At 69.3% G+C, this 20,581-nt stretch carries 18 protein-coding genes; 11 read left to right on the top strand and 7 right to left on the bottom strand.

The genetic code is table 11. The annotated features are described in order from the left end of the window. Positions 1-28: 28 nt before the first annotated feature. The gene (pyk, locus tag MKD50_RS12150) at positions 29-1,465 is read right to left on the bottom strand and encodes a pyruvate kinase (RefSeq protein WP_115706026.1); all 1,437 of its coding nucleotides are present in this window, start codon (positions 1,463-1,465) and stop codon (positions 29-31) included. 91 nt (positions 1,466-1,556) lie between these two features. Then, positions 1,557-2,753, bottom strand: a complete 1,197-nt coding sequence (locus MKD50_RS12145) for a phosphoglycerate kinase (RefSeq protein ID WP_252667218.1) — start codon at positions 2,751-2,753, stop codon at positions 1,557-1,559. 413 nt (positions 2,754-3,166) lie between these two features. Between MKD50_RS12145 and MKD50_RS12140 the strand changes: the two genes are divergently transcribed. Both MKD50_RS12140 and MKD50_RS12135 read left to right on the top strand, forming a co-directional pair. Continuing rightward, a complete protein-coding gene (locus MKD50_RS12140; RefSeq protein WP_115706022.1) occupies positions 3,167-4,270 on the top strand; it encodes a helix-turn-helix transcriptional regulator in 1,104 nt (367 codons plus the stop codon). Positions 4,271-4,369: 99 nt separating this feature from the next. Next, the gene (locus tag MKD50_RS12135; RefSeq protein WP_252667217.1) at positions 4,370-5,509 is read left to right on the top strand and encodes a helix-turn-helix transcriptional regulator; all 1,140 of its coding nucleotides are present in this window, start codon (positions 4,370-4,372) and stop codon (positions 5,507-5,509) included. Between the two features lie 28 nt (positions 5,510-5,537). Here the strand turns inward: MKD50_RS12135 and MKD50_RS12130 are convergent, their stop codons facing one another. Then, positions 5,538-6,554, bottom strand: a complete 1,017-nt coding sequence (locus MKD50_RS12130) for a Bug family tripartite tricarboxylate transporter substrate binding protein (RefSeq protein WP_252667216.1) — start codon at positions 6,552-6,554, stop codon at positions 5,538-5,540. A gap of 183 nt (positions 6,555-6,737) precedes the next feature. Then, the gene (locus MKD50_RS12125; RefSeq protein ID WP_252667215.1) at positions 6,738-9,734 is read right to left on the bottom strand and encodes a DEAD/DEAH box helicase; all 2,997 of its coding nucleotides are present in this window, start codon (positions 9,732-9,734) and stop codon (positions 6,738-6,740) included. Positions 9,735-9,930: 196 nt separating this feature from the next. Here MKD50_RS12125 and MKD50_RS12120 point away from each other — a divergent pair, with 196 nt between their 5' ends. The 6 genes from MKD50_RS12120 (at position 9,931) to MKD50_RS12095 (ending at position 14,504) form a co-directional block, all read left to right on the top strand. Beyond that, positions 9,931-10,851, top strand: a complete 921-nt coding sequence (locus MKD50_RS12120) for a branched-chain amino acid transaminase (protein ID WP_111518487.1) — start codon at positions 9,931-9,933, stop codon at positions 10,849-10,851. Positions 10,852-10,946: 95 nt separating this feature from the next. Continuing rightward, positions 10,947-11,141, top strand: coding sequence for a zinc-finger domain-containing protein (locus MKD50_RS12115; RefSeq protein WP_010812205.1), 195 nt, complete (start codon positions 10,947-10,949; stop codon positions 11,139-11,141). A 118-nt stretch (positions 11,142-11,259) separates the two neighbouring features. Further along, entirely contained in the window at positions 11,260-12,282 is a 1,023-nt protein-coding gene (waaF, locus tag MKD50_RS12110; protein WP_115706016.1) for a lipopolysaccharide heptosyltransferase II, read from the top strand. 31 nt (positions 12,283-12,313) lie between these two features. Further along, positions 12,314-12,754: a YybH family protein gene (locus MKD50_RS12105; protein WP_012351840.1), complete on the top strand. Its 441-nt coding sequence runs from the start codon at positions 12,314-12,316 to the stop codon at positions 12,752-12,754. A 40-nt stretch (positions 12,755-12,794) separates the two neighbouring features. Continuing rightward, on the top strand, positions 12,795-13,874 hold the full coding sequence (locus MKD50_RS12100; RefSeq protein ID WP_115706015.1) for a YheT family hydrolase: 1,080 nt from the start codon (positions 12,795-12,797) through the stop codon (positions 13,872-13,874). Positions 13,875-13,913: 39 nt separating this feature from the next. Next, positions 13,914-14,504: a DUF2946 family protein gene (locus tag MKD50_RS12095; RefSeq protein ID WP_115706013.1), complete on the top strand. Its 591-nt coding sequence runs from the start codon at positions 13,914-13,916 to the stop codon at positions 14,502-14,504. Between the two features lie 11 nt (positions 14,505-14,515). Here the strand turns inward: MKD50_RS12095 and MKD50_RS12090 are convergent, their stop codons facing one another. Continuing rightward, positions 14,516-16,339: a beta-barrel assembly-enhancing protease gene (locus tag MKD50_RS12090; RefSeq protein ID WP_252667214.1), complete on the bottom strand. Its 1,824-nt coding sequence runs from the start codon at positions 16,337-16,339 to the stop codon at positions 14,516-14,518. A gap of 118 nt (positions 16,340-16,457) precedes the next feature. Between MKD50_RS12090 and moaC the strand changes: the two genes are divergently transcribed. From moaC to MKD50_RS12075, 3 genes are all read left to right on the top strand, one after another. Further along, positions 16,458-16,937 (top strand): cyclic pyranopterin monophosphate synthase MoaC, encoded by a 480-nt coding sequence (gene moaC / locus MKD50_RS12085; RefSeq protein WP_252667213.1) that lies wholly within the window; start codon positions 16,458-16,460, stop codon positions 16,935-16,937. A 233-nt stretch (positions 16,938-17,170) separates the two neighbouring features. Then, positions 17,171-17,605, top strand: coding sequence for a hypothetical protein (locus MKD50_RS12080; RefSeq protein WP_252667212.1), 435 nt, complete (start codon positions 17,171-17,173; stop codon positions 17,603-17,605). Positions 17,606-17,619: 14 nt separating this feature from the next. Beyond that, positions 17,620-18,135: a hypothetical protein gene (locus MKD50_RS12075; protein ID WP_115706007.1), complete on the top strand. Its 516-nt coding sequence runs from the start codon at positions 17,620-17,622 to the stop codon at positions 18,133-18,135. Position 18,136: 1 nt separating this feature from the next. Here the strand turns inward: MKD50_RS12075 and MKD50_RS12070 are convergent, their stop codons facing one another. Then, positions 18,137-19,954 carry a PglL family O-oligosaccharyltransferase gene (locus MKD50_RS12070; protein WP_252667211.1) on the bottom strand — a complete coding sequence of 606 codons (1,818 nt, stop codon included), beginning with the start codon at positions 19,952-19,954 and terminating at the stop codon, positions 18,137-18,139. Between the two features lie 93 nt (positions 19,955-20,047). Then, a complete protein-coding gene (locus MKD50_RS12065) occupies positions 20,048-20,563 on the bottom strand; it encodes a pilin (protein WP_115679445.1) in 516 nt (171 codons plus the stop codon). Between the last annotated feature and the right edge of the window lie 18 nt (positions 20,564-20,581).

The raw sequence follows: 20,581 nt of genomic DNA, 5'->3' as shown, positions 1-20,581 counted from the left end.
GGATGTCTCGGTATTCTTCTGTCGGCGCTCAATGCCCCACCCTGACGATCTTCAGGGTGTTGGTACCGCCCGGCTGCCCCATCGGCTCGCCGATGGTCAGCACGATGAAATCGCCCCGCTGCACCACGCCCTGCGCCAGCAGCAGTTCCTCGGCCTGCTCCAGCGCGGTATCGCGGTCGGTGCTGGATTGCAGCGGCAGCGGCACCACGTTGCGGTAGAGCTGCATCTTGCGCTGCGACGCCAGGTTGGGCGTCATCGCGTAAATCGGTACATGGATGCGGTGCCGGCTCATCCACAGCGCGGTAGCGCCGGAATCGGTCAGCGCCGCGATCGCCTTCACCTGCAAATGATAGGCGGTGAACAGCGCCCCCATCGCCACCGACTGGTCGATGCGCGAGAAGGTCTGGTTCAGGAAATCGGTGTCGAGCTGCACCACCTCGGACTTCTCGGCCTCGATGCAGACCGCGGCCATGGCCTCGACGGTCTCGACGGGGTAGCGGCCGGCGGCGGTCTCGGCCGACAGCATCACGGCGTCGGTGCCATCCAGCACGGCGTTGGCCACGTCCGAGACCTCGGCGCGGGTCGGCACCGGGTTGACGATCATGCTTTCCATCATCTGCGTCGCGGTGATGGTGAGCTTGTTGGCCTCGCGCGCCAGCCTGATCATGCGCTTCTGCAGCGCCGGCACGGCGGCATTGCCGACTTCCACGGCGAGGTCGCCGCGCGCCACCATGATGCCGTCGGAGGCCTGCAGGATTTCTTCCAGCACGCCCGGATGGATGGCCTCGGCCCGCTCGATCTTGGCGATCATGCGGGCCCGGTGGCCGTGCGGCTGGCCGGCCACGGCGGCCAGCTGGCGCGCCATTTCCATGTCGGTGGCGTTCTTGGGAAAGCTCACCGCGAGGTAGTCCGCGCCCAGCGCCATGGCGGTCTTGATGTCCTCCATGTCCTTGGCGGTCAGCGCCGGCGCCGACAGCCCGCCGCCCTGGCGGTTGATGCCCTTGTTGTTGGACAGCTCGCCGCCCACGCGCACGGTGGTGAAGATCTCGTTGCCCAGCACGCGGTCGACCACCAGCACGATCAGGCCGTCGTTGAGCAGCAGCAGGTCGCCCGGGCCCACGTCGCGTGGCAGGTCCTGGTAGTCCAGGCCGGCGCGCTCTTCGTTGCCGAGCTTGCAGTTGGAATCGAGGATAAAGGGCTCGCCCGCCTTGAGCAGGACCTTGCCGTGCTCGAACTTGCCCACGCGGATCTTGGGACCCTGCAGGTCAGCCATGATGGCGACCTCCCGCCCGCATGCCTGCGCCGCCTCGCGCACCAGCCGGGCACGGTCGAGATGGTCCTGGGCGGTGCCGTGCGAAAAGTTCAGCCGCACCACGTCGACCCCCGCCGCGATCATGCGCGTCAGAATTTCCAGCGAGCTGGAGGCGGGGCCGATGGTGGCGACGATCTTGGTGGAACGGGTCATGCGGGGTTTCCTGGTTTCAGCGCTCGATGGCCCGACGGCCGGTTGGCGCGACCGGCGGGCCCACGGCTCCGCCAGGCGCGGGGCGGATGCGTCAGCCTGCGGCGCGCTGCTCCAGCACTTCGAAGGCGGGCAGCGTCTTGCCTTCCAGGAATTCCAGGAACGCGCCGCCGCCGGTGGAGATATAGCCCACGCGGTCGGCAATGCCGTACTTGGCGATGGCGGCGAGCGTGTCGCCGCCGCCGGCGATCGAGAACGCCTTCGACTCGGCGATGGCCTGCGCCAGCACCTTGGTGCCGTTGCCGAACTGGTCGAACTCGAACACGCCCACCGGGCCGTTCCAGACGATGGTGCCGGCGGCCTTGAGCTGCTCGGCCAGCATCGCGGCGGTCTTGGGGCCAATGTCGAGGATCATGTCGTCATCAGCCACGTCCTTGACGTCCTTGACGGTGGCCGCGGCGGTCGCGCTGAACTCCTTGGCACAGACCACGTCGACGGGGATGGGCACCGAAGCGCCGCGCCCGGCCATGATGTCGATGATGGCCTTGGCGTCGCCGACCAGGTCCGCTTCGGCCAGCGACTTGCCGATCTTCAGGCCGGCGGCCAGCATGAAGGTGTTGGCGATGCCGCCGCCGACGACCAGGTTGTCGACCTTGTCGGCCAGCGACTTCAGGATGGTCAGCTTGGTCGAGACCTTGGAGCCGGCCACGATCGCCACCAGCGGACGTGCCGGCTGGCCCAGGGCCTTGCCCAGCGCGTCGATCTCGGCGGCCAGCAGCGGGCCGGCGCAGGCGATCGGCGCGTACTTGGCGATGCCGTGGGTGGTGGCTTCGGCGCGGTGCGCGGTGCCGAAGGCGTCGTTGACGTAGACGTCGCAGAGCTTGGCCATCTTCTGTGCCAGTTCGTCGCTGTTCTTCTTCTCGCCCTTGTTGACGCGGCAGTTTTCCAGCAGCACCACCTGGCCGGGCGCCACCTCGACGCCGTCGACCCAGTTCTGCACCAGCTTGACCGGCTTGCCAAGCAGTTCGGACAGGCGCGCGGCGATCGGCGCCAGCGAGTCTTCGGGCTTGAACTCGTCCTCGGTGGGGCGGCCCAGGTGGGACGTGACCATCACCGCAGCGCCGGCGCCCAGGCAGGCCTCGATGGCGGGCACGGAGGCGCGGATGCGGGTGTCTTCGGTGATGTTGCCGGCGTCATCCTGCGGCACGTTCAGGTCGGCACGGATGAACACACGCTTGCCGGAGAGTTTGCCTTGGGAAATCAGATCGGAAAGACGCAGGACAGAGGTCATGACGGTGGATGGCGCGAGATTTCGCTACGGACTCGGGGAAACCGGCATTTTACCTGAACGCGATCGGGGCTTTGCCGAATCCGGACCGTCGGCGGCCATGATGCGCCCCGCAAGGCACAAAGCGGCCCGCCAGCCAGTGCCGATGCGCGCCCCGCCGCCCTGACTCCCCACCAAAGAAGGGGCGCGCGCGTTTTCCGCGAGACCCCCAAGTGCGGTAATGTACGCAACGTTTGCTACAACAGACGCAATCACGCCAGAGCCGGTTTACAAACGGCCAGGACAAGCGGCAGACGACAACAGGCTGACAATACGGCCCGCCGCAAGCCGCCAAAAAAACAAAGCATGCCGGGGTGCGAGCGGACGCACCACCGGCGCCGCGCATTATTTTGTCGCGAATGCAAGGGGTAAGTCAGATGAATGAAGCCGACATGCACGGAGCGATCCGCGGCTTGTACGAGGGCATTCTGGATCCGGGAGCCTGGCAGGACAGCCTGCGCACCCTGACCGGGCTGGCGGGGGCAGCACATGCCTCGATGATGGTCTGGGATACGGTGCGCGACCAGATCAGCGTCAACGAGATCATCAACCCGGTGGTCGAGCTGTTCACCGAATACGAATCGGATTACCAGGCGATCGACCCGGCCAAGCAGTTCGCGCCGGCCCTGCGGCCGGGCGACTGGTATATCGACGCGCGCGAACTGGGCGAAGGCACCATGGCGCGCCATCCGTTCTACCGCGACTTCTTCCACCGCTATGGCCTGCGCTCCTACGTGGCCTGCCTGGTGGAGCGGCAGCCCCATTACGAAGTCTATTTCTCGATGCAGCGCGGGCGCCGGCAGCCGCTGTTCTCGAGTGTCGACACCGGCGGCCTGGACTGGGTCATCCCGCATATGCGCAGCGCCATGGCGATGCGCGATCGCACGCTCGGGCTGACGGTGCTGGCGCGGCTGTCGACGCAGCTGGTGGAGCGGCTCAATTTCGCCCTGCTGGTGTTTTCGCCGCAGCGCCACGTACTGTTGTGCAACCGCGCCGGCGAACGCTGGGCGCGGCGGCTGGACCCGGCCGGCAAGGTTTCGGACTGGACCCTGTCGCGCTCGTTCCCCGACATGGTCCAGGCCGCCTGCGACCCGCGCCACGCCGTGGCCGCGCAGGCGGCGCGCGCCACCAGCGGCGACGCCAGCGCGCAGGTCATCGTGCTGCCGCTGCCGCCGTCGCACGCCTTTGCCGCGCAGTGGCAGGAACCGGCGGCGCTGGTGATCGTGCACGAGCAGGATCGCGCGCCGCTGTTGCTCGGCCCGGTGCTGCGCGATCTCTACGGGCTGACGCCGGCCGAGACCCGGCTCAGCGTGCAGCTGGCCCACGGCCAGGGCCTGCCCGAAGCCAGCCAGCAGCTGGGTATCCGCCACGAAACCGCGCGCACGCAGCTCAAGGCGGTATTCCACAAGACCGGCTGCAACAGCCAGGCCCAGCTTACGCATCTGCTCTCGCGCCTGGGCGCGGCGCTGGAACAGGACTGAACACGCAAGCCTTGCAACGGGCCGGCGCCGCGCCGGCGGCACGTGCACTGCCACGCGGGTAAAGTACTAAAAATACAAGAAGTAAAAAGAAGGGAAGCCATGAGCGACACACAGATGCACGAGACCATTCGCGCGCTGTACGAGGGGATTTTCGACGCCGATGCCTGGCAGCGCAGCCTGAGCGCACTGTGCCAGGCCAGCGGCAGCAGCCACGCGCATCTGCTCGTGCTCGACACCGTGCATGAGCGCGTGCTGGTGCACCAGGAGGTCAATCCCATGCCCGAGGCCGTGGCCGCCTACCGCGAACAGTTCGCCGCGATCGACCCGGCGCTGCCGTTCGCGCGGCGCATGGCAGTGGGCAGCTGGTATATCGATTCGCGCGAGCTGGGGCCGCAGGTCATGCGGCAGTCGCCCTTCTACGGCGAGTTCCTGCGCCCGATCGAACAGTCGTCGGTGATGGCCTGCCTGATCGAGCGCCAGCCGCACTACGACGTGTTCCTGTCGCTGCAGCGCCCGCATGGCCACGACCATTACTCGCCCGAGGACGCGCGCGCGCTCGACTGGGCCATCCCGCACGTGCGCCAGGCCATGGCGCTGCGCGAGCGCACCCACCAGGTGTCGGCGCTGGCCCATGCCTCGTCGCAGCTGATGGAGCGGCTGCCGTTCGGCGTGATCGTGTTCCGCGACGACGGCAAGCCGCTCATGGCCAACAGCATCGGCGAGACCTGGGTGCGCCGGCTGCTGCCGGCGGTGTCGATCGAAACCAGCGCCGCGGCGCCGCTTGCCGCCGTGCGCGACGATGGCGGCTGGACCCTGTCGCGCCCGTTCGCGGAGGCGCTGCGCGCGGTGAGCGACCCGGCCAGCGCGCAGCCGGCGCAGGCGCTGCGCGCCGTCGACAGCGCCGGGCGGCAGGCGCAGGTAATCCTGATGCCGCTGCCCCCGGCCCATCACCTGGCGCTGGACTGGCAGCGCCCCAGCGTGCTGGTGGCGATCCACGAACCGGGCGCCGCGCCGATGACGCTGCCGACCGTGTTGCGCGATCTCTACGGCCTGACGCCGGCGGAGATCCGGCTGGCGCTGCAATTGTCTTCGGGCATCGGCCTGCCCGAGGCCTGCGAGCTGATCGGCATCCGGCGCGAGACCGGGCGCACCCAGCTCAAGGCGATCTTCACCAAGACCGGCACCGGCACGCAGGCGCAGCTGGCGCACGTGCTGACGCGGCTGGGCGTGCGCCCCTAGCGCCGCAGGCGCTGCCGCTGGCGGCGCATCAGTCGATCGACGCACCCACGGTCTTGACCACGCCCGCCCACTTCTGGCGGTCGGCCTTCACGGTGGCCTTGAACTGGTCCACGGTCTCGACCCGCGGCGTGTTGCCGGCGTCGATCAGCTTCTGGCGGATCGCCGGCGTTTCCAGCGCCACCTTGACCGCGTCATTGACCTTGCGCGCGATCTTCGGGTCCAGCCCCCTGGGCCCGAACAGGCCGAACCAGATGGTGCTGTTGAAGCCGGGCAGGCCGCTTTCGGCAATGGTCGGCACGTCGGAGATCACCTGCACGCGCTGTTTGGTGGTCACGCCCAGCAGGCGCACCTTGCCGGCGCGAAACTGCGGCAGCACGCTCTGCACCTGGTTGAAGATGCAGCAGACCTCGCCCTTCACCACCGCCTGCAGCGCGTCGGGGCCGCCCTTGTAGGGCACGTGCACCATGTCCAGCCCGGCGCGCGCATTGAATTCGGCAAACGCCAGGTGCGTGCCGGTGCCATTGCCGGTGGAGGCAAAGTTGTACTTGCCCGGATTGGCCTTGACCTTCTCGATGAACTCCTTGACCGACTTGACGTCGAGCACCGCCGGGTTGACGGTCAGCACGTTGGAGACCTCGACCAGCGGCGCGATCGGGGTGAAATCGGCGTCGGCATCGAACGGCAGGGTCTTGTACAGCGCCGGGTTGATGCCGTGCGTGGCGGCGGTGCCCAGCAGCAGCGTGTAGCCGTCCGGCCTGGCATGGGCCACCACCTCGGAGGCAACGTTGCCGCCGGCGCCCGGCCGGTAGTCATAGACGATGGTGGTCTTCAGCGACTTCTGCAGCGATTCCTGCAGCGTGCGGCCGACGATGTCGACGCCGGAACCGGCGGTAAAGCCCATCAGGATCGTCACCGGCTGCGTCGGCCATTCGCCCTGCGCATAAGCGGGCAAGCTGGCCGTGCCGGCCACGGCGGCGCACAGCGCGGCCACGCGGAAGGCGGAACGGAAGGACAAGCGCGGAAGCAGGCGGGACGAATTGGGCATGGGGGCACCGTCGGTGAATGTCACAAGGAAGCGGCCCGGCGCGGCGGACCTGAGCGTTGGCCGGGATCTGAGCCCCGGGCCAGCGCAACAAGATAGCAAGGTTCCTGCCAAAACCAAACGACTGAGTTTGCCTGAAGGTATGCCGTGCGGGCATATGGCAACCACCTCGGCGCGCGCTGCGCTTCAGCGCCGCAGCAGCCCCACCAGTTCGTCGACATCGGGCAGCGGCGCGCCGGTGCCCGCGGCGTTGTCGTCGTCGGCTTCCAGAAGGCCGTCGGCGAGCGCGCGCTTGTCGCGGTGCAGCTCGACGATGCGCTCCTCGATGGTGCCCGCATTGATCAGCCGGTACACCGTGACCGGGCGCTGCTGGCCGATGCGGTGCGCGCGGCCCATGGCCTGGTCCTCGGCGGCGGGGTTCCACCACGGGTCGGCGATGATCACGTAGTCGGCCGCGGTCAGGTTCAGGCCGAAGCCGCCGGCCTTCAGGCTGATCAGGAAGACATCGCCCTCGCCCGCCTGGAACGCGGCCACGCGGCGCGTGCGCTCGGCCGCGGGGGTGGCGCCGTCCAGGTATTGCAGCGCCAGCCCGGCACGCTCCAGCCCGTGGCGCAGCAGCTGCAGGAAATCGACGAACTGGCTGAACACCAGGGTCTTGTGGCCGCTGGCGGCCAGCCCGCTGGCCAGCTCGGCGAAGGCGCGCACCTTGGCGCCCTCGCCGCCCTGGTCGCCCAGCTGGCCGCTCACTTCCGGCGTGACCAGGCGCGGATCGCAGGCGGCGCGGCGCAGCCGCATCAGCTGCGCCAGCACATGCAGGCGCGCCTGCGCCCGGGCGCCGGCGAGCGCATCGCGGGTGGACTTGCGCCCGGCTTCGACGCGTGCCAGCGCGGCCTCGGCCTCGGTCTGGGCCTGGCGGCGCAGCGCCTCGTAGTGCGCGGCTTCGACCGGCCCGGGCTCGACCCGGATCACCAGCTCGGTACGCGGCGGCAGCTCGTCCAGCACCTGTGCCTTGGTCCGGCGCAGCACGAACGGCGCGACCATGCGGCGCAGCCGCAGGCGTGCCTCGCGGCTGCCGGCGCGCTCGATCGGGTTGGCAAAATGCTCGTTGAAGCGGGCCAGCGAGCCCAGCAGTCCCGGATTGCAGAACCGCATCACCGACCACAGCTCGGCCAGCCGGTTTTCCACCGGCGTGCCGGTCAGCGCCATGCGAAAGTCCGACGGCAGCGCAAACATCGCCTGCGCCCGCCGCGTAACCGCGTTCTTGAAGGCCTGGGCCTCGTCGGCCACCACGGTATGCCAGGCGCGCGCGCAGAAGTCCCGGCTGGCCTGCTGCAGCAGCGTGTACGAGACGATCACCAGGTCATGCGGCCCCGCCTGCGCCAGCAGCGCGTCGCGATCGCCCTCGGCATAGACGTGGACGTTGAGCGTTGGCGCAAAGCGCCGCGCCTCGGCGGCCCAGTTGCCGCACACCGAGGTCGGCGCGATCACCAGCGCCGCGCCGCCGGCGGCGCGCGCGACCAGCACGGCCAGCGCCTGCAGGGTCTTGCCCAGGCCCATGTCGTCGGCGAGGCAGGCGCCCAGGCCGGCGGCGGCCAGCGTCATGGCCCAGCGGTAGCCGGCTTCCTGGTAGGGGCGCAGCTCGGCCGCCAGCATGGCCGGCAGCGCGATCTCGCTCTCGCGCGCGGCGCGCAGCCGGGCGATGCGCGCGCGGAAATGCGCGTCGGGATCGACGCCCGCGCCGGCAAGCACGTCGTCCAGCCACGGCGTCGCCATCTGCGGCACGCGGATGCCATCGCGGGTGCCATCGGTAAAGCGCTCGCCCACGCCGGCAAGATCGCGCAGCCGGCCGCGCAGCACCTTCGTCAGCGCCACATAGACCCCCTGCCCCATCGGCACGAAGCGCCCGGCATGGCTGCCGGTCCAGTCGATCAGCTTGCCCAGTTCCAGCACCAGCCCCTCCGCCACGCGCAGCTCGCCCGCCAGCCGGTACCACGCGCCGCGGCTCTCGATCTGCACCCCCAGCTGCGGCAGGTCGGCGGGCAGCACGCGCAGTTCCTTGCCGCGCGGCCATTCGACCGCCTGCACCGCGGGCAGCGCCGGCAGCGCCTCGACCACCGCGAGCGCATCCTCGGGATCGTCCAGCGTCCAGGTATACTCGCCGCCCGGCGGCGACAGCGCCACCAGCTGCGGCAGCGCGGCGAAGACTTCGGCCACGCTGGCCAGCTCGGCGTCGAGGTCGCGCTGCGTCGACAGGGTCTCGCCGCGCACCGTCGCCATCAGCCGTGCGCGCCCGGCGCCGGGCGCCAGCCGCGGCCCGAGCGGGCCCAGCGGCGTCACCACCAGCCGCAGCGAGATGCCGCGTCCCACCGGCGCCACTTCGGCGCGCAGCCGTGCCTCGGTCTCGACCGCGCGCGAGCCCGCCGCGGCATCGGCCTGGATCTGGAACTGGCCGGCCAGCGCGCGCAGGGTCTGGTCGAGCCGGGCGTGGCCTTCCTCGGGAATCGCCAGGCCGTTGCCGATCAGCCGCGCGGCCTCGAACTGCGCCGGGGTATAGCGGACCAGCCGCAGCCGGTGCGGGCCGTCGCGCAGCAGCGTGAACTGGCGCAGCGCCTCGGCCTCCTGCCGCGCGGCGGCGGGCAGCAGCGCCTCCAGCGCCGGCGCCTCGCGCACCGGCGGGAACAGGCGCAGCACGTAGCGGCCGGCGCTACGCACGGCCTCCAGCGCGGGGGCGTCCTCGACCACGTCCAGCGTCTGCGTGGGCGCGTGGGCCAGCACCACGCCCGGGTGCCCGGCCAGCGCCATCAGCGCCATGGCGCGGTCGAGCACGTAGCGGCGGTGGTGCGAGGCATCGCGGCGAATGGCGCGCGCCACGCGCGCATCCCATGGCTCGAGCCGCTCGTCCTCGGCGATGCGCGCCAGCGACACCGGCCGGGGCTTGCCCCAGCCCTTGGGGCCGCGCACCTGCTCGAGCGGCTCGATCGTGCCGGGCGCGCCGTCGGCGTCCAGCGTCAGCGCCCACAGCAGGCGCCGGGCCGGTGCCGCCGCACCTTGAGCGGCGGCCGGATCGGTGCCGGCAAGAGCGCGCAGCGCGTCCAGCGCCTGCTGCCAGTCAGGTAGCGGCGGTTCAATGGACGCTGCTGACTCTGGCGACGATTTGGAGGCGGCGTGTGTAGTCAGGGGCACAGCATGATTCGATGGAACGAGGGTTCAACCGCCACCGTCATTCCCGCCTGCGCGGGAACGACGAGCGGTTAACTGAACGGAATCGCCATAAAAAGAGGCATTCTAGACCGCCGCGGCGCCCGCGCCGCGTTGTGACCCATGCCCCCCGGGCTTACAATATCGTTTTTGCTATTTCCACGGCGCAGGGAGAACAGACATGTCGATGGCGGATCGCGACGGCAAGATTTGGATGGACGGCAAGCTGATCGAGTGGCGCGACGCCAAGATCCATGTGCTGACGCATACCCTGCACTACGGCATGGGCGTGTTCGAGGGCGTGCGCGCCTACAAGACCCCCGCAGGCACCGCCATCTTCCGCCTGAAGGAGCACACCCGCCGCCTGTTCAATTCCGCCAAGATCTTCCAGATGGCGATGCCGTTCGACGAGGCCACGCTCGAAGCCGCCACGCGCGAAGTGGTGCGCGCCAACAACCTGGAATCCTGCTACATCCGCCCGATCGTGTGGATCGGCTCGGAAAAGCTGGGCGTCTCGGCCAAGGGCAACACCATCCACGTCGCCATCGCCGCGTGGCCGTGGGGCGCCTACCTGGGCGAGGAAGGCATGGAGCGCGGCATCCGCGTGAAGACCTCGTCGTTCACCCGCCACCACGTCAACGTGTCGCTGGTGCGCGCCAAGGCCAGCGGCTACTACATCAACTCGATCCTGGCCAACCAGGAAGCGACCGGCCTGGGCTACGACGAAGCGCTGCTGCTCGACACCGACGGCTACGTCAGCGAAGGCTCGGGCGAGAACGTCTTCATCGTGCGCAACGGCGTGATCTACACCCCGGACCTGGCCTCGTGCCTGGACGGCATCACCCGCGACGCCACCCTGACCATCGCGCGCGACCTTGGCATCGAAGTGCGCGAGAAGCGCATCACCCGCGACGAGATGTACTGCGCCGACGAAGCCTTCTTCACCGGCACCGCCGCCGAAGTCACGCCGATCCGCGAGCTGGACGACCGCATCATCGGCGAAGGCCGCCGCGGCCCGGTGACCAAGCAGATCCAGGACGCATTCTTTGCCGCCGTCGGCGGCACCGACGAAAAGTACAAGAAGTGGCTGACGCTGGTCTGAGCACCGGCCGCCGGCCCGCGCGCCAGTCGCCCGCCCGTGCGGGCGCGGCACGGCCCTTGTTTTGACGAACAATAAGTTTTATTCCCTGCAACACCATGACGCAAACCGCGACCATCATCGAAATCGGCGCCGAAGACATTCCGCTGCACTGCCCGACCGCCAACACCCCGGCCTGGAATTACCATCCGCGCGTGTTTCTCGACGTGGCCGACACCGGCGAAGCCAAGTGCCCGTACTGCGGCACCGTGTACAAGCTCAAGCCGGGCACCGTGCTGAAGGGCCACCACTGACCCGAGCCGCCTGCCATTGCACCTCCCTGACGCTCCGGGCCGCCCACTGGCGCCCCGGAGCGTTGGCGTTGCCGGCGCCAGCGCCGCTGCGCCCGTGCCGGCTCCTTGCGCCCCTTCCATGAAGAAAGCCCTCGTCATCGCCCCCAACTGGATCGGCGACGCCCTGATGGCGCAGCCGCTGTTCGCGCTGCTCAAGGCGCGCCATCCGCGCCTGGTCATCGATGCCCTCGCGCCCAAGTGGGTCGCGCCGGTGCTCGCGCGCATGCCGGAAATCGGCCGCGTGTTCCCTTCGGACCTTGCGCACGGCAAGCTGCAGCTGTCGGCGCGGCTGATGTTCGCGCAGCAGCTGAAGAACGAAGGCTATGACCTCGCCTACGTGCTGCCGAACTCGCTCAAGTCGGCGCTGATCCCGTGGCTCGCCGGCATTCCGCTGCGCATCGGCTACCGCGGCGAAGCGCGCTTCGGCATGCTCAACGTGCGCCACGCCAATCCACCGCGCGACCACCGCCCGCCGATGGTGGAGCACTACGCCCGCCTGGCGCTCAAGCCTGGCGCGCGCCTGCCCGAGAACCTGAGCGAGCCGCGCCTGCGCGCGGACCCGGCGCGCGTGGCCGCCACCGCCGAGCGCTTCGGCCTGGCCCCGCACACGCGCGTGATCGCGTTCTGCCCGGGGGCCGAGTTCGGCCCCGCCAAGCGCTGGCCCGCGGCGCATTTCGCCAAGCTGGCGCAGATGCTGCGGCGCTCGTATCCGTACGCGCAGATGATCGCGCTGGGCTCGGCCAAGGATGCCGAGATCGCCGCCCAGATCGTCAGCGAGGCGCCGTTCGTGCGCAACCTGTGCGGCCAGACCTCGCTCGACGACGCGGTCGACCTGCTGGCGCTGGCCGAAGCCGCGGTCTGCAACGATTCGGGCCTGATGCACGTGACCGCGGCGCTGGGCCGGCCCCAGGTGGCGGTGTACGGCTCGAGCGACCCGCGCCACACGCCGCCGCTGTCACAGGCAGCGAGTATCATGTGGCTGCAGCTGGAGTGCAGTCCGTGCTTCAAGCGCGAGTGCCCGCTGGGCCACCTGCGCTGCCTGAAAGAGATCGAACCGGAAATGGTGTTCGTCGAGCTGCGCAAGCTGCTGCACCGGCCCTGACCTCCCCGCCCTAGCCACGTCCATTGCCAACATGCCTCGCTTTGCCCGCCTGTTCGATTCCGCCGAAGACATCGTCGACGCTTTCCGCGAAGCGCTGAAGCTGCGCGACGCCGAAGGCGCGCTGCGCCTGTGGCTGGACGAAGACTCGATCACCTGCGTGCTGCCCGACGGCCAGCGCCTGATCGGCCACGAACAGCTGCGCCAGGCATTCTCGCAGCTGCTGGAAGAACAGCCGGTGCTGGTCGACGCCATCGAGACCAGCAGCCATGCGTCGATGGCCGTGTCGATCTTCGACGTGACCGAGGCGCTGCGCTTCGGCAGCGATCGCGTCGAGGCCGACCTGTACGTGCACACCACCTACGTGCTGATGCAGAACCACGAAGGCTGGCGCCTGGCCCACATCCACTGCAGCCCGGCCAACGCGGTGCAGGTTGCCGCGGTGGCCGCCACGCCGGGCCAGGCGCTGCACTGAACCCGCGGCCGCGCAGCGGCCTGCTGCAACACAAGCCGGCATGACGCAGCTTCCGCACCACCGACTGCCCTACGCAGTCCAGGCAGATCCCGCCAGCGCGCATGGCTACGGCGAGGGCACGCCGATGCCCTGGTGGCTGCGCGGCGGCCACGCGCAGACCATCATCCCTGCGCGTTTCACGCGCCGCCCGCCGCGCGTGGGCTTTCGCCGCGAACGCTGGGCCACGCCCGACCAGGACTTCATCGACCTCGACTGGACCACACATGCGGTGCAGGCGCAGACGCCGCTGGTGGTGATGTTCCACGGCCTCGAGGGCGATTCCGGCAGCCACTACGCGCAGGCGCTGATGCATGCGCTGTCGCTGCGCGGCTGGCAGGGCGTGATCCCGCATTTCCGCGGCTGTTCCGGCGAACTCAACCTGGCGCCGCGCTTCTACCATTCGGGCGATTCGGCCGAGATCCGCTGGGTGCTCGAGCGCATGCGCCAGCACCACTGCGCCGGCGGCCGCAAGCTGCTGGTGGTGGGCATCTCGCTGGGCGGCAACGCCTTGCTGCGCATGCTGGGCGAAGACGGCAGCACTGCCGGCCACGTGCATGCGGCCGCGGCGATTTCCGCGCCGCTGGACCTGGCCGCCGGCGGCGCGGCGCTGTCGGCCGGTTTCAACCTGGTCTACACGCGCATGTTCCTGCAGACGCTCAAGCGCAAGTCGCTGGCCAAGCTGGAGCAGTTCCCGGGCCTGTTCGACCGCGACACCATGCTGGCCAGCCGCGACCTGTACGCCTTCGACAATGTCGTCACCGCGCCGCTGCACGGCTTTGCCGATACCGACGACTACTGGCGCCGCGCCGCCAGCAAACCCGTGCTGCGCGAGATCGCCGTGCCCACGCTGGTGCTCAACGCGCGCAACGATCCCTTCCTGCCCGCGCGGCACCTGCCCGGCCCGGCCGACGCCAGCCCGCAGGTCTGGCTGGAACAGCCCGAGCACGGCGGCCATGTCGGCTTCCTGACGCCGCCGGCGGACTGGCGCCGCCACCTGCCGCTGCAGGCCGACGGACGCTTCGGCGGCCATATCGAATGGCTGCCGGCACGGATCCTGCGATTTTTCGACAGCATGATGTAAGGCGGGCGCCGGTCCCGACAGCCCGCCGGGGAGACCGAGATGGACGACATCGTCAGGCAGGCCATGGCACGCTGGCCCAACGTGCCCAATGCCTATGGCTGGCTCACGCTGGACCGCCGCGGGCAGTGGCGCCTGCGCAATGAGTACGCGCAGCAGCACGGGCTTTCGGGCGACCCGATCCGCCATGAAGCGCTGATCGGCTTTATCGAGCGCAACTACCAGTGCGACGAACGCGGCTGCTGGTACTTCCAGAACGGGCCGCAGCGGGTGTTCGTGACGCTGGGCTATGCGCCGTGGATCGTGCGGCTGCACCAGGGCGCGCTGCAGACCACCACGGGGCAGGCCTTCACGCTGCAGGCCTGCTTTGCCGACGAGCACGGCAACGTGGTCCTGGCAGGCACCGTCGCCGGCATGGCGCCTGGCACCGCGCCGGCCTTGCAGGCGGCGCTGCTGCACGACCACGACCTGGAGCAGTTCAGCGGCGCCAGCACCTGGCATGGCGAAGCCTGCGGCGCCGACCTGGGCGTGTTCCGCCACGATGGCCGCGACCTGGCAATCGAGCCGATCGCGGAGAGCGAGGTGCCGAAGCGCTTCGGGTTCGTGCGCCAGCCGGCGGCGCCGGCGGGCTGAGCGCGCGAACCTCAGTTCGGCATGCCCTTGTTGTCCTGCTTGTCCTCGCGGTACTGGCGCTCGAGCTGGTGCAGGCGCGCATCGACCTCCGACAGCGCATAGAAATCGCCGTCGCCGGCCTTGCGCGCGATCTGCAGCTGTTCGATGGCGGCCTGGTAGGCGCCATCCATCGCGTATTTCTCGGCCAGTGCCTGATGTTGCTGCAGCCGCTTGCCCTGGCCGGCGTACGCGCGCGCCAGCATCTCCCACCATTCGCTGCGGCCGGTCTCCTGGCGCGTGCGCTCGCGCAGGAAACGCACCGCCTCGTCATGGCGGCCGGAGCCGACCAGGGTCTCGGCGTAGGCCACCGCCACCGCGTGCGACAGCGGGAAGGCCTTCATCGAAGCGCTGGCCTGCGACAGCGCCTCGGGCACGCGGCCCTGCGCCCGCGCCAGTTCCACCGCCATCACGTCGAGCATCGGGCTGCCGGAGCTGGCGCCGGGGATATTGCCGTACAGGCGGCGGGCTTCGGCCAGTTCCTGTTCGGCCGCCGGATAGCGGCGCAGGCGCTGCTCGACGAACGCCAGCGCGTAGTGCACCGCCGGCGCGCGCAGTGCGGACGCACCCGCCAGTTGCGTGCGCAGCGCCGCGCGCAGGTTCTGCAGGTCGCTCGGCGACGCTTCCTGGATCACGCGGGCGCGCATGCGCGCGAACTCGTACTCGGGCGTGTTGGGCACCTTGCGCTGGCTGGCATGGCTGACGCGGTCCTGCATGTCGGCGATGCGCTCGGAGGTGAGCGGGTGGGTGCGTACATAGGACGGCACCGAATTTTCGGCGGTGCCCGCGGCGCGTTGCAGCCGCATGAAGAAATCGGGCATGCCTTGCGGATCGAAGCCCGCCGCGGTCAGGATCTGGAAGCCGACCCGGTCGGCCTCGCGCTCCGCGCCGCGCGAGAACGACAGCTGGTTGGCAATGGCGGCGCCCTGCCCGCCCATGGCCAGCGCCGCCGCCGCATCCGGGCTGCGCGTCGCGGCCAGCCCGGCCAGCACCATCGACGCCAACGCGATCCACATCGACTGGTCCTGCTGGGTGATGCCGCGCGCGATATGCCGCTGCATCACGTGGCCGATTTCGTGGCCCAGCACCGAGGCAAGTTCGGATTCGGTATCGGACTGCACCAGCAGCCCGGTGTGCACGCCGATATATCCACCCGGCAGCGCAAAGGCGTTGATGCTGCGATCGCGCACCGCGAACAGGTCGAAGCCGGTGGCGAAGGTGCCGGCGCCGGTCGAGCCGGAGATGTTCTGGCGCCGCGCCGCCTGCACCAGCCGGTAGCCGAGCGCGTTCAGGTAGTCGGACAGCAGCGGATCGGGCACGTACAGCGGATCGCGCCGGATATCGCGCATGATGCGGTCGCCCAGGCGTTTCTCCATGTCGGGTGACAGCGACGCGGTGGACGGGTCGCCGAGGTCCGGCAGTTGCACGCCGCCCGCCTCCACCACCGCATTGTTGGTGCGCAGGCCGAACTCGGATTTCTGGCCCGCCTTGACGCTGCGATTCAGGTTGTCGTAGACCTGGTCGGCCGCCTCGGCCGAGGTGGCCGGCGCCGGCGCTCGGGGCGCAGCCACCGGCGCCGCTGGCGCCGCTGCCGGGCGCGGCGTACCCTGTGGCCAGGCCGGTGCCGCGAATGTCAGTGCCAGCAGCGCCGCCAGCGGCCGCCGCCATGGCGCCCAGGCGCCGCCGGCGCGGCGGTGGCTGCCGGCTTCGCGATGTGACGCGGAACCGGCAGGAACGGCATCCGCCACGGCGCCACGGCCATATGCGGCAGACCTGCGAAGCGATGGGTGTTTTGGCATGTTGCTATGATAGCGGCCTCCCGTGGCCGTTCCCATCGGACGCGTCGGTCGGACCTTTCGGGGCGACACTGGCAGCACCGGCGGCCCCATGCATGCAGTTCGCCCGAAGCTCCCGCTCATGACCCAGCTCACCCATTTCGACACCGCCGGACAAGCCCACATGGTCGACGTCGGCGACAAGGCCAGCACCCATCGCGTCGCGGTGGCCACCGGCACCATCACCATGCAGCCCGCCACCTTCGCCCTGGTGCGCGACGGCAGCGCCAAGAAAGGGGATGTGATCGGCATCGCCCGCGTGGCGGCGATCATGGCCACCAAGCGCACCGCCGACCTGATCCCGCTGTGCCACCCGATCGGCCTGACCAAGGTGGCGGTCGAGTTCGTGCTGGACGAGGCCACGGCTACCGTCGCCTGCACCGTGCGCACCGAGACCCGCGGGCAGACCGGCGTGGAGATGGAGGCACTGACCGGCGTGCAGGTCGCGCTGCTGACGATCTACGACATGTGCAAGGCGGTGGACCGGGGCATGGTGATCGGCAACGTGAAGCTGCTGGAAAAGCATGGCGGCAAGTCGGGGGATTGGGCTGCGGCGGGTTAATCGCTTTCCTCGCGACACAGCGTACGTGACGTGCGCAGTACGCCGGGCCAGGGCGGACGTTGCCTCGTCTTACGCCATATTCCTTCCCTGGTAATAAAGGTAACGCCGCATTTCCACACACGCCGTCCCCACCATCCGCGCGCGACAATTTGGTATTCAATATGATTGCGGGCCGCCAAGGATTGCGGCCGGCTGACCCTGTCCGCGACGCGCGCGGGGATGAGGTGGACACCATGAACGGGCGCATGCTCTGCCAGATCGCCCTGGCATTCGCGGCCACGGCCGCCAGCGGCGCCGCCCTAGCCGGGCGGGCCGATCTCCACGATGCCGCCTGGCGTGGCGGCGATCTGCGCGACGGCATGGTGAAGACGCGCACCAGCGTAGGCGTAGGCATCTATCTCGGGCCCGGCGCGTTCTACGGCGGCTATCCCTACGGCTACCCCGCGCCGTACTACTATCCGCCGGCCGCGGTCGCGGTGCCCGCGGCGCCGCCGGAATACATCGAGCAAGGCCCGAACGGCCCGGTGCCCGCCCCCGGCCCGGACGGCGTCATGCCGCAGCAGGGCTGGTGGTACCACTGCAGCCAGCCCGAAGGCTACTACCCTTACGTCGCATCCTGCCCGGGCGGCTGGCAACGCGTGCCGGCACAGCCGCCCGCCAATTCCTGACACGGGGTGACACCATGCATGCCCTGACCCGCGCCACGCTGGCCGTGGCCACCCTCGCCCTCGGCGCCTGCGCCGTGCTGCCCTCCGGTCCCAGCGTGATGGCGCTGCCCGGCACCGGCAAGAACTTCGACCAGTTCCGCGCCGACGACTACAACTGCCGGCAGTTCGCCTTCGGGCGCGTCGGCGGCGTGTCTTCGGCCCAGGCGGCCAACAATGCCGCGCTTGGCAGCGCGGTGGTCGGCACCGCGCTGGGCGCTGCCGCGGGGGCGGCCTTCAACGGGGGATCGGGTGCGGCGGTGGGCGCGGGCGTCGGCCTGCTCACGGGTGCGGCGGTCGGTGCCGGCAATGCGCAATACGCCGGCTATGGCACGCAGCAGCAATACGACGCCGCCTACGTGCAGTGCATGTACGCCAGCGGCAATCGCGTGCCCGTGCCGGGGCAAGTGGCCGCCGTCCCGGCGCCGGCGCCGCGGTACTACTATCCGCCGCCTCCGCCGCCGGTCTACTACAGCCCGTACCCGTACTACTAGGTCAGTCCCGGCCCAGTTCGGCAAGTCGCCGCGAGCGGTCGAGCACCCAGCCGCAGAACGCCTGCGGGCGCGCTTCCGCCTTGACGCCGCGGCACGCCTGCGCGATCGTCGCGTACTGCGCGGCCTCGTCGCCAAGGTAGTACCAGCGCAGGCGCTCCATCCACTGGCGACCTTGCGCGGCATCGCCCGTCAGCGCCAGCAGCCATGCCGTGCGCGCGATCATGGTGGGAGTCGGCAGCAGGTGCACCGCCGCGACATGCGCAGGCAACAGTGACGCGGCATTCTCCGGCGTGATCGCGGCCTGCCCCGCCGCATCGGCCTGCGCATGCTGGCGGAACCAGAAGCGCGGCATCGGCAGCGCCTGGCGGCCTTCGCTGCTGGCATACTCGCGCGCTTCCGCGCGGCGATAGTCCTGCCACATGGTGCCCAGCACCACCGCGGCCACCGCGACAAACGCCAGCGCCAGCCCCCGCGCCACCGGCAACGGCACCCGCCAGCGCCCAAAGCCCGATGGCTCCAGCCACCCCAGCATGAAGCAGAACGGCAGGAAGAAATACAGGTAATGCAGCGGGTATTCCAGCATCGAATGCGCGCACAGCATCGCCAGCCAGGTCAGCACCAGCACCGTCTGCCTGCGCTCCTCGGCATCGCCATGCCACAAGCGCGCCCGCACCACCCGCCACAGCCACGCCAGCAGGATCACGCCGACGCCCGCGGTGCCAACGATCCCAGTCTTCGCCAGCAGATCGAGAACCGCGTTGTGCGCGTGCAGGGACATCTCGACCTTCACGCCCACCTGTTCCAGCTGCTGGAACTGCGCCCAGCCGAACTCGCCCCAGCCGACGCCAAACCACGGATGGGCGCGGAACATCGCCATGGCGTGCGCCCACAGCGCGCCGCGCGCGGAAATCTGGTCTTCGGCTTCGAGTTGGGCGACGGTGTCGAACAAGCGCCAGTCAAAGGCCTGCCCGGCCGCCTTGATCGTGGGTTGCAGTATCAACAGCATCGCCACCATCGCAACGGCAGCGACCACGAGCCCAACCGGGCGCTGCATCGGATCCGCTCCGCGTCGCTCGCCCCGCGCCAGCCATGCCGCAATCAACGCGTAGCACGCGGCAAGGCCCACATGCAGCACGCCGGTACGCGAACCGGACAGCACGATGCCGCTTTCCAGCAGGGCCACCGCGGCCAGCCACATCGGGAAACGCAAGCGGCCACGCGAGGCCAGCCACACTGACGCGACCAGTGCCAGGCCGTGTACGGTGGCCTGGTGGTTGGGCTGGTTCAGGTTGCCCCAGAGGCGGCGGTTGGTGTCGTAGAAATAGGTGGAGACGAGGCCGAAGGAGCGGGGTTCTAGGTGGAAGAGCTGGACCCATTGCGACACGGTACCCAGCAGGCCCGCGATCAGGAGCGCAACGGCAAGGGCGTCACCAGTATCCGATTCGCTGCCAGCCTGCGTGCTGCGGTACCACCATGCGGCAGATGCCACGGCGGTGCCGACCAGCAACGTGAGAACAGTCATCAAGCGGCTGCCGGAAACGTCGGCGTGGCCCTGGATCGCGAAGATCAGGCTGACGACGACAAGCCAGATAAATAGCAGCGAGATTAGCGGTAGCGATGCGGAGGGGGCGTCAGTCGACGTCACCGGTCTTCGGACCGCTTGAAAAGCAACTGCGGCGACCGCGGCAATGCTGCACAGCGCGGCGGCCCATTCGCCGTAGAACGTCGCTAGCGGCAGCGTGTGCCGGGAGACCAGCAGCGGGATGATGATTGCTGCGACGAGAACTGCCGACGGGAGGTTTGGCCGGGAAGGCGGCATGCGGCGCCTGGGTTGGGAAAAGGCGCATGATAGCTCGGGCGCTAGGCAAAGAAAAAGCGCCCGAAGGCGCTTTCTCATACGTTCGCAGAACGATTAGGTACGGCAGCTAACCGGTGAGACGTTCCCCGGGAGAGTCGCAGCTGCTGCCGGTGCCGGGCCAGGAGCGGGCAGAGTAGAGGCCGCCTTTGCCGCCGAAAAGCACTCCCAATCCACAGAGCCGCCAGCCGGCGGAGTACCTGCTACAAGCGCTGCGCCGCCGGAAGACGGCACCAGTACGAGCGTACCGTTGCCCGCACGGGCGGCATAAGTAATGGTGACTTGACCGTTCGCCGCAATTGCAATGCCCGTAACGTTTTGCGTGGCCGCAGGAGCAGCCCAACCGTTTGCAAGTGCGACACCGTTCGCGGCATTCTCGGTAACAGAAGTCTTTGCTGAATCAGCCAGCGTCAGACCTTCGGTAACGCGAGCGCGAATCACGTAGTCTTGGTAAGCGGGAATCGCAATCGCCGCCAAAATACCAATGATCGCTACCACGATCATCAGTTCGATCAGCGTAAAGCCCTTCTGGACGCGGCGGCCCAGCTTCTTCAGTTGTTGTACCCGTTGCATGATTTGACCCCTCGAAGA

This window comes from Cupriavidus mimosae, from assembly GCF_023952485.1.
GTDB classification, from domain to species: domain Bacteria; phylum Pseudomonadota; class Gammaproteobacteria; order Burkholderiales; family Burkholderiaceae; genus Cupriavidus; species Cupriavidus taiwanensis_C.
The sequence above is the reverse complement of the archived record's forward strand: the minus strand, read 5'-3'. Positions and strand labels throughout refer to the sequence as shown.

Bases quoted from the DNA above. Each gene is read 5' to 3' on its own strand.
- pyk (WP_115706026.1), bottom strand. From the start codon at position 1,465: ATGACCCGTTCCACCAAGATCGTCGCCACCATCGGCCCCGCCTCCAGC.
- MKD50_RS12145 (WP_252667218.1), bottom strand. From the start codon at position 2,753: ATGACCTCTGTCCTGCGTCTTTCCGATCTGATTTCCCAAGGCAAACTC.
- MKD50_RS12140 (WP_115706022.1), top strand. From the start codon at position 3,167: ATGAATGAAGCCGACATGCACGGAGCGATCCGCGGCTTGTACGAGGGC.
- MKD50_RS12135 (WP_252667217.1), top strand. From the start codon at position 4,370: ATGAGCGACACACAGATGCACGAGACCATTCGCGCGCTGTACGAGGGG.
- MKD50_RS12130 (WP_252667216.1), bottom strand. From the start codon at position 6,554: ATGCCCAATTCGTCCCGCCTGCTTCCGCGCTTGTCCTTCCGTTCCGCC.
- MKD50_RS12120 (WP_111518487.1), top strand. From the start codon at position 9,931: ATGTCGATGGCGGATCGCGACGGCAAGATTTGGATGGACGGCAAGCTG.
- MKD50_RS12115 (WP_010812205.1), top strand. From the start codon at position 10,947: ATGACGCAAACCGCGACCATCATCGAAATCGGCGCCGAAGACATTCCG.
- waaF (WP_115706016.1), top strand. From the start codon at position 11,260: ATGAAGAAAGCCCTCGTCATCGCCCCCAACTGGATCGGCGACGCCCTG.
- MKD50_RS12105 (WP_012351840.1), top strand. From the start codon at position 12,314: ATGCCTCGCTTTGCCCGCCTGTTCGATTCCGCCGAAGACATCGTCGAC.
- MKD50_RS12100 (WP_115706015.1), top strand. From the start codon at position 12,795: ATGACGCAGCTTCCGCACCACCGACTGCCCTACGCAGTCCAGGCAGAT.
- MKD50_RS12095 (WP_115706013.1), top strand. From the start codon at position 13,914: ATGGACGACATCGTCAGGCAGGCCATGGCACGCTGGCCCAACGTGCCC.
- MKD50_RS12090 (WP_252667214.1), bottom strand. From the start codon at position 16,339: ATGCCAAAACACCCATCGCTTCGCAGGTCTGCCGCATATGGCCGTGGC.
- moaC (WP_252667213.1), top strand. From the start codon at position 16,458: ATGACCCAGCTCACCCATTTCGACACCGCCGGACAAGCCCACATGGTC.
- MKD50_RS12080 (WP_252667212.1), top strand. From the start codon at position 17,171: ATGAACGGGCGCATGCTCTGCCAGATCGCCCTGGCATTCGCGGCCACG.
- MKD50_RS12075 (WP_115706007.1), top strand. From the start codon at position 17,620: ATGCATGCCCTGACCCGCGCCACGCTGGCCGTGGCCACCCTCGCCCTC.
- MKD50_RS12070 (WP_252667211.1), bottom strand. From the start codon at position 19,954: ATGCCGCCTTCCCGGCCAAACCTCCCGTCGGCAGTTCTCGTCGCAGCA.
- MKD50_RS12065 (WP_115679445.1), bottom strand. From the start codon at position 20,563: ATGCAACGGGTACAACAACTGAAGAAGCTGGGCCGCCGCGTCCAGAAG.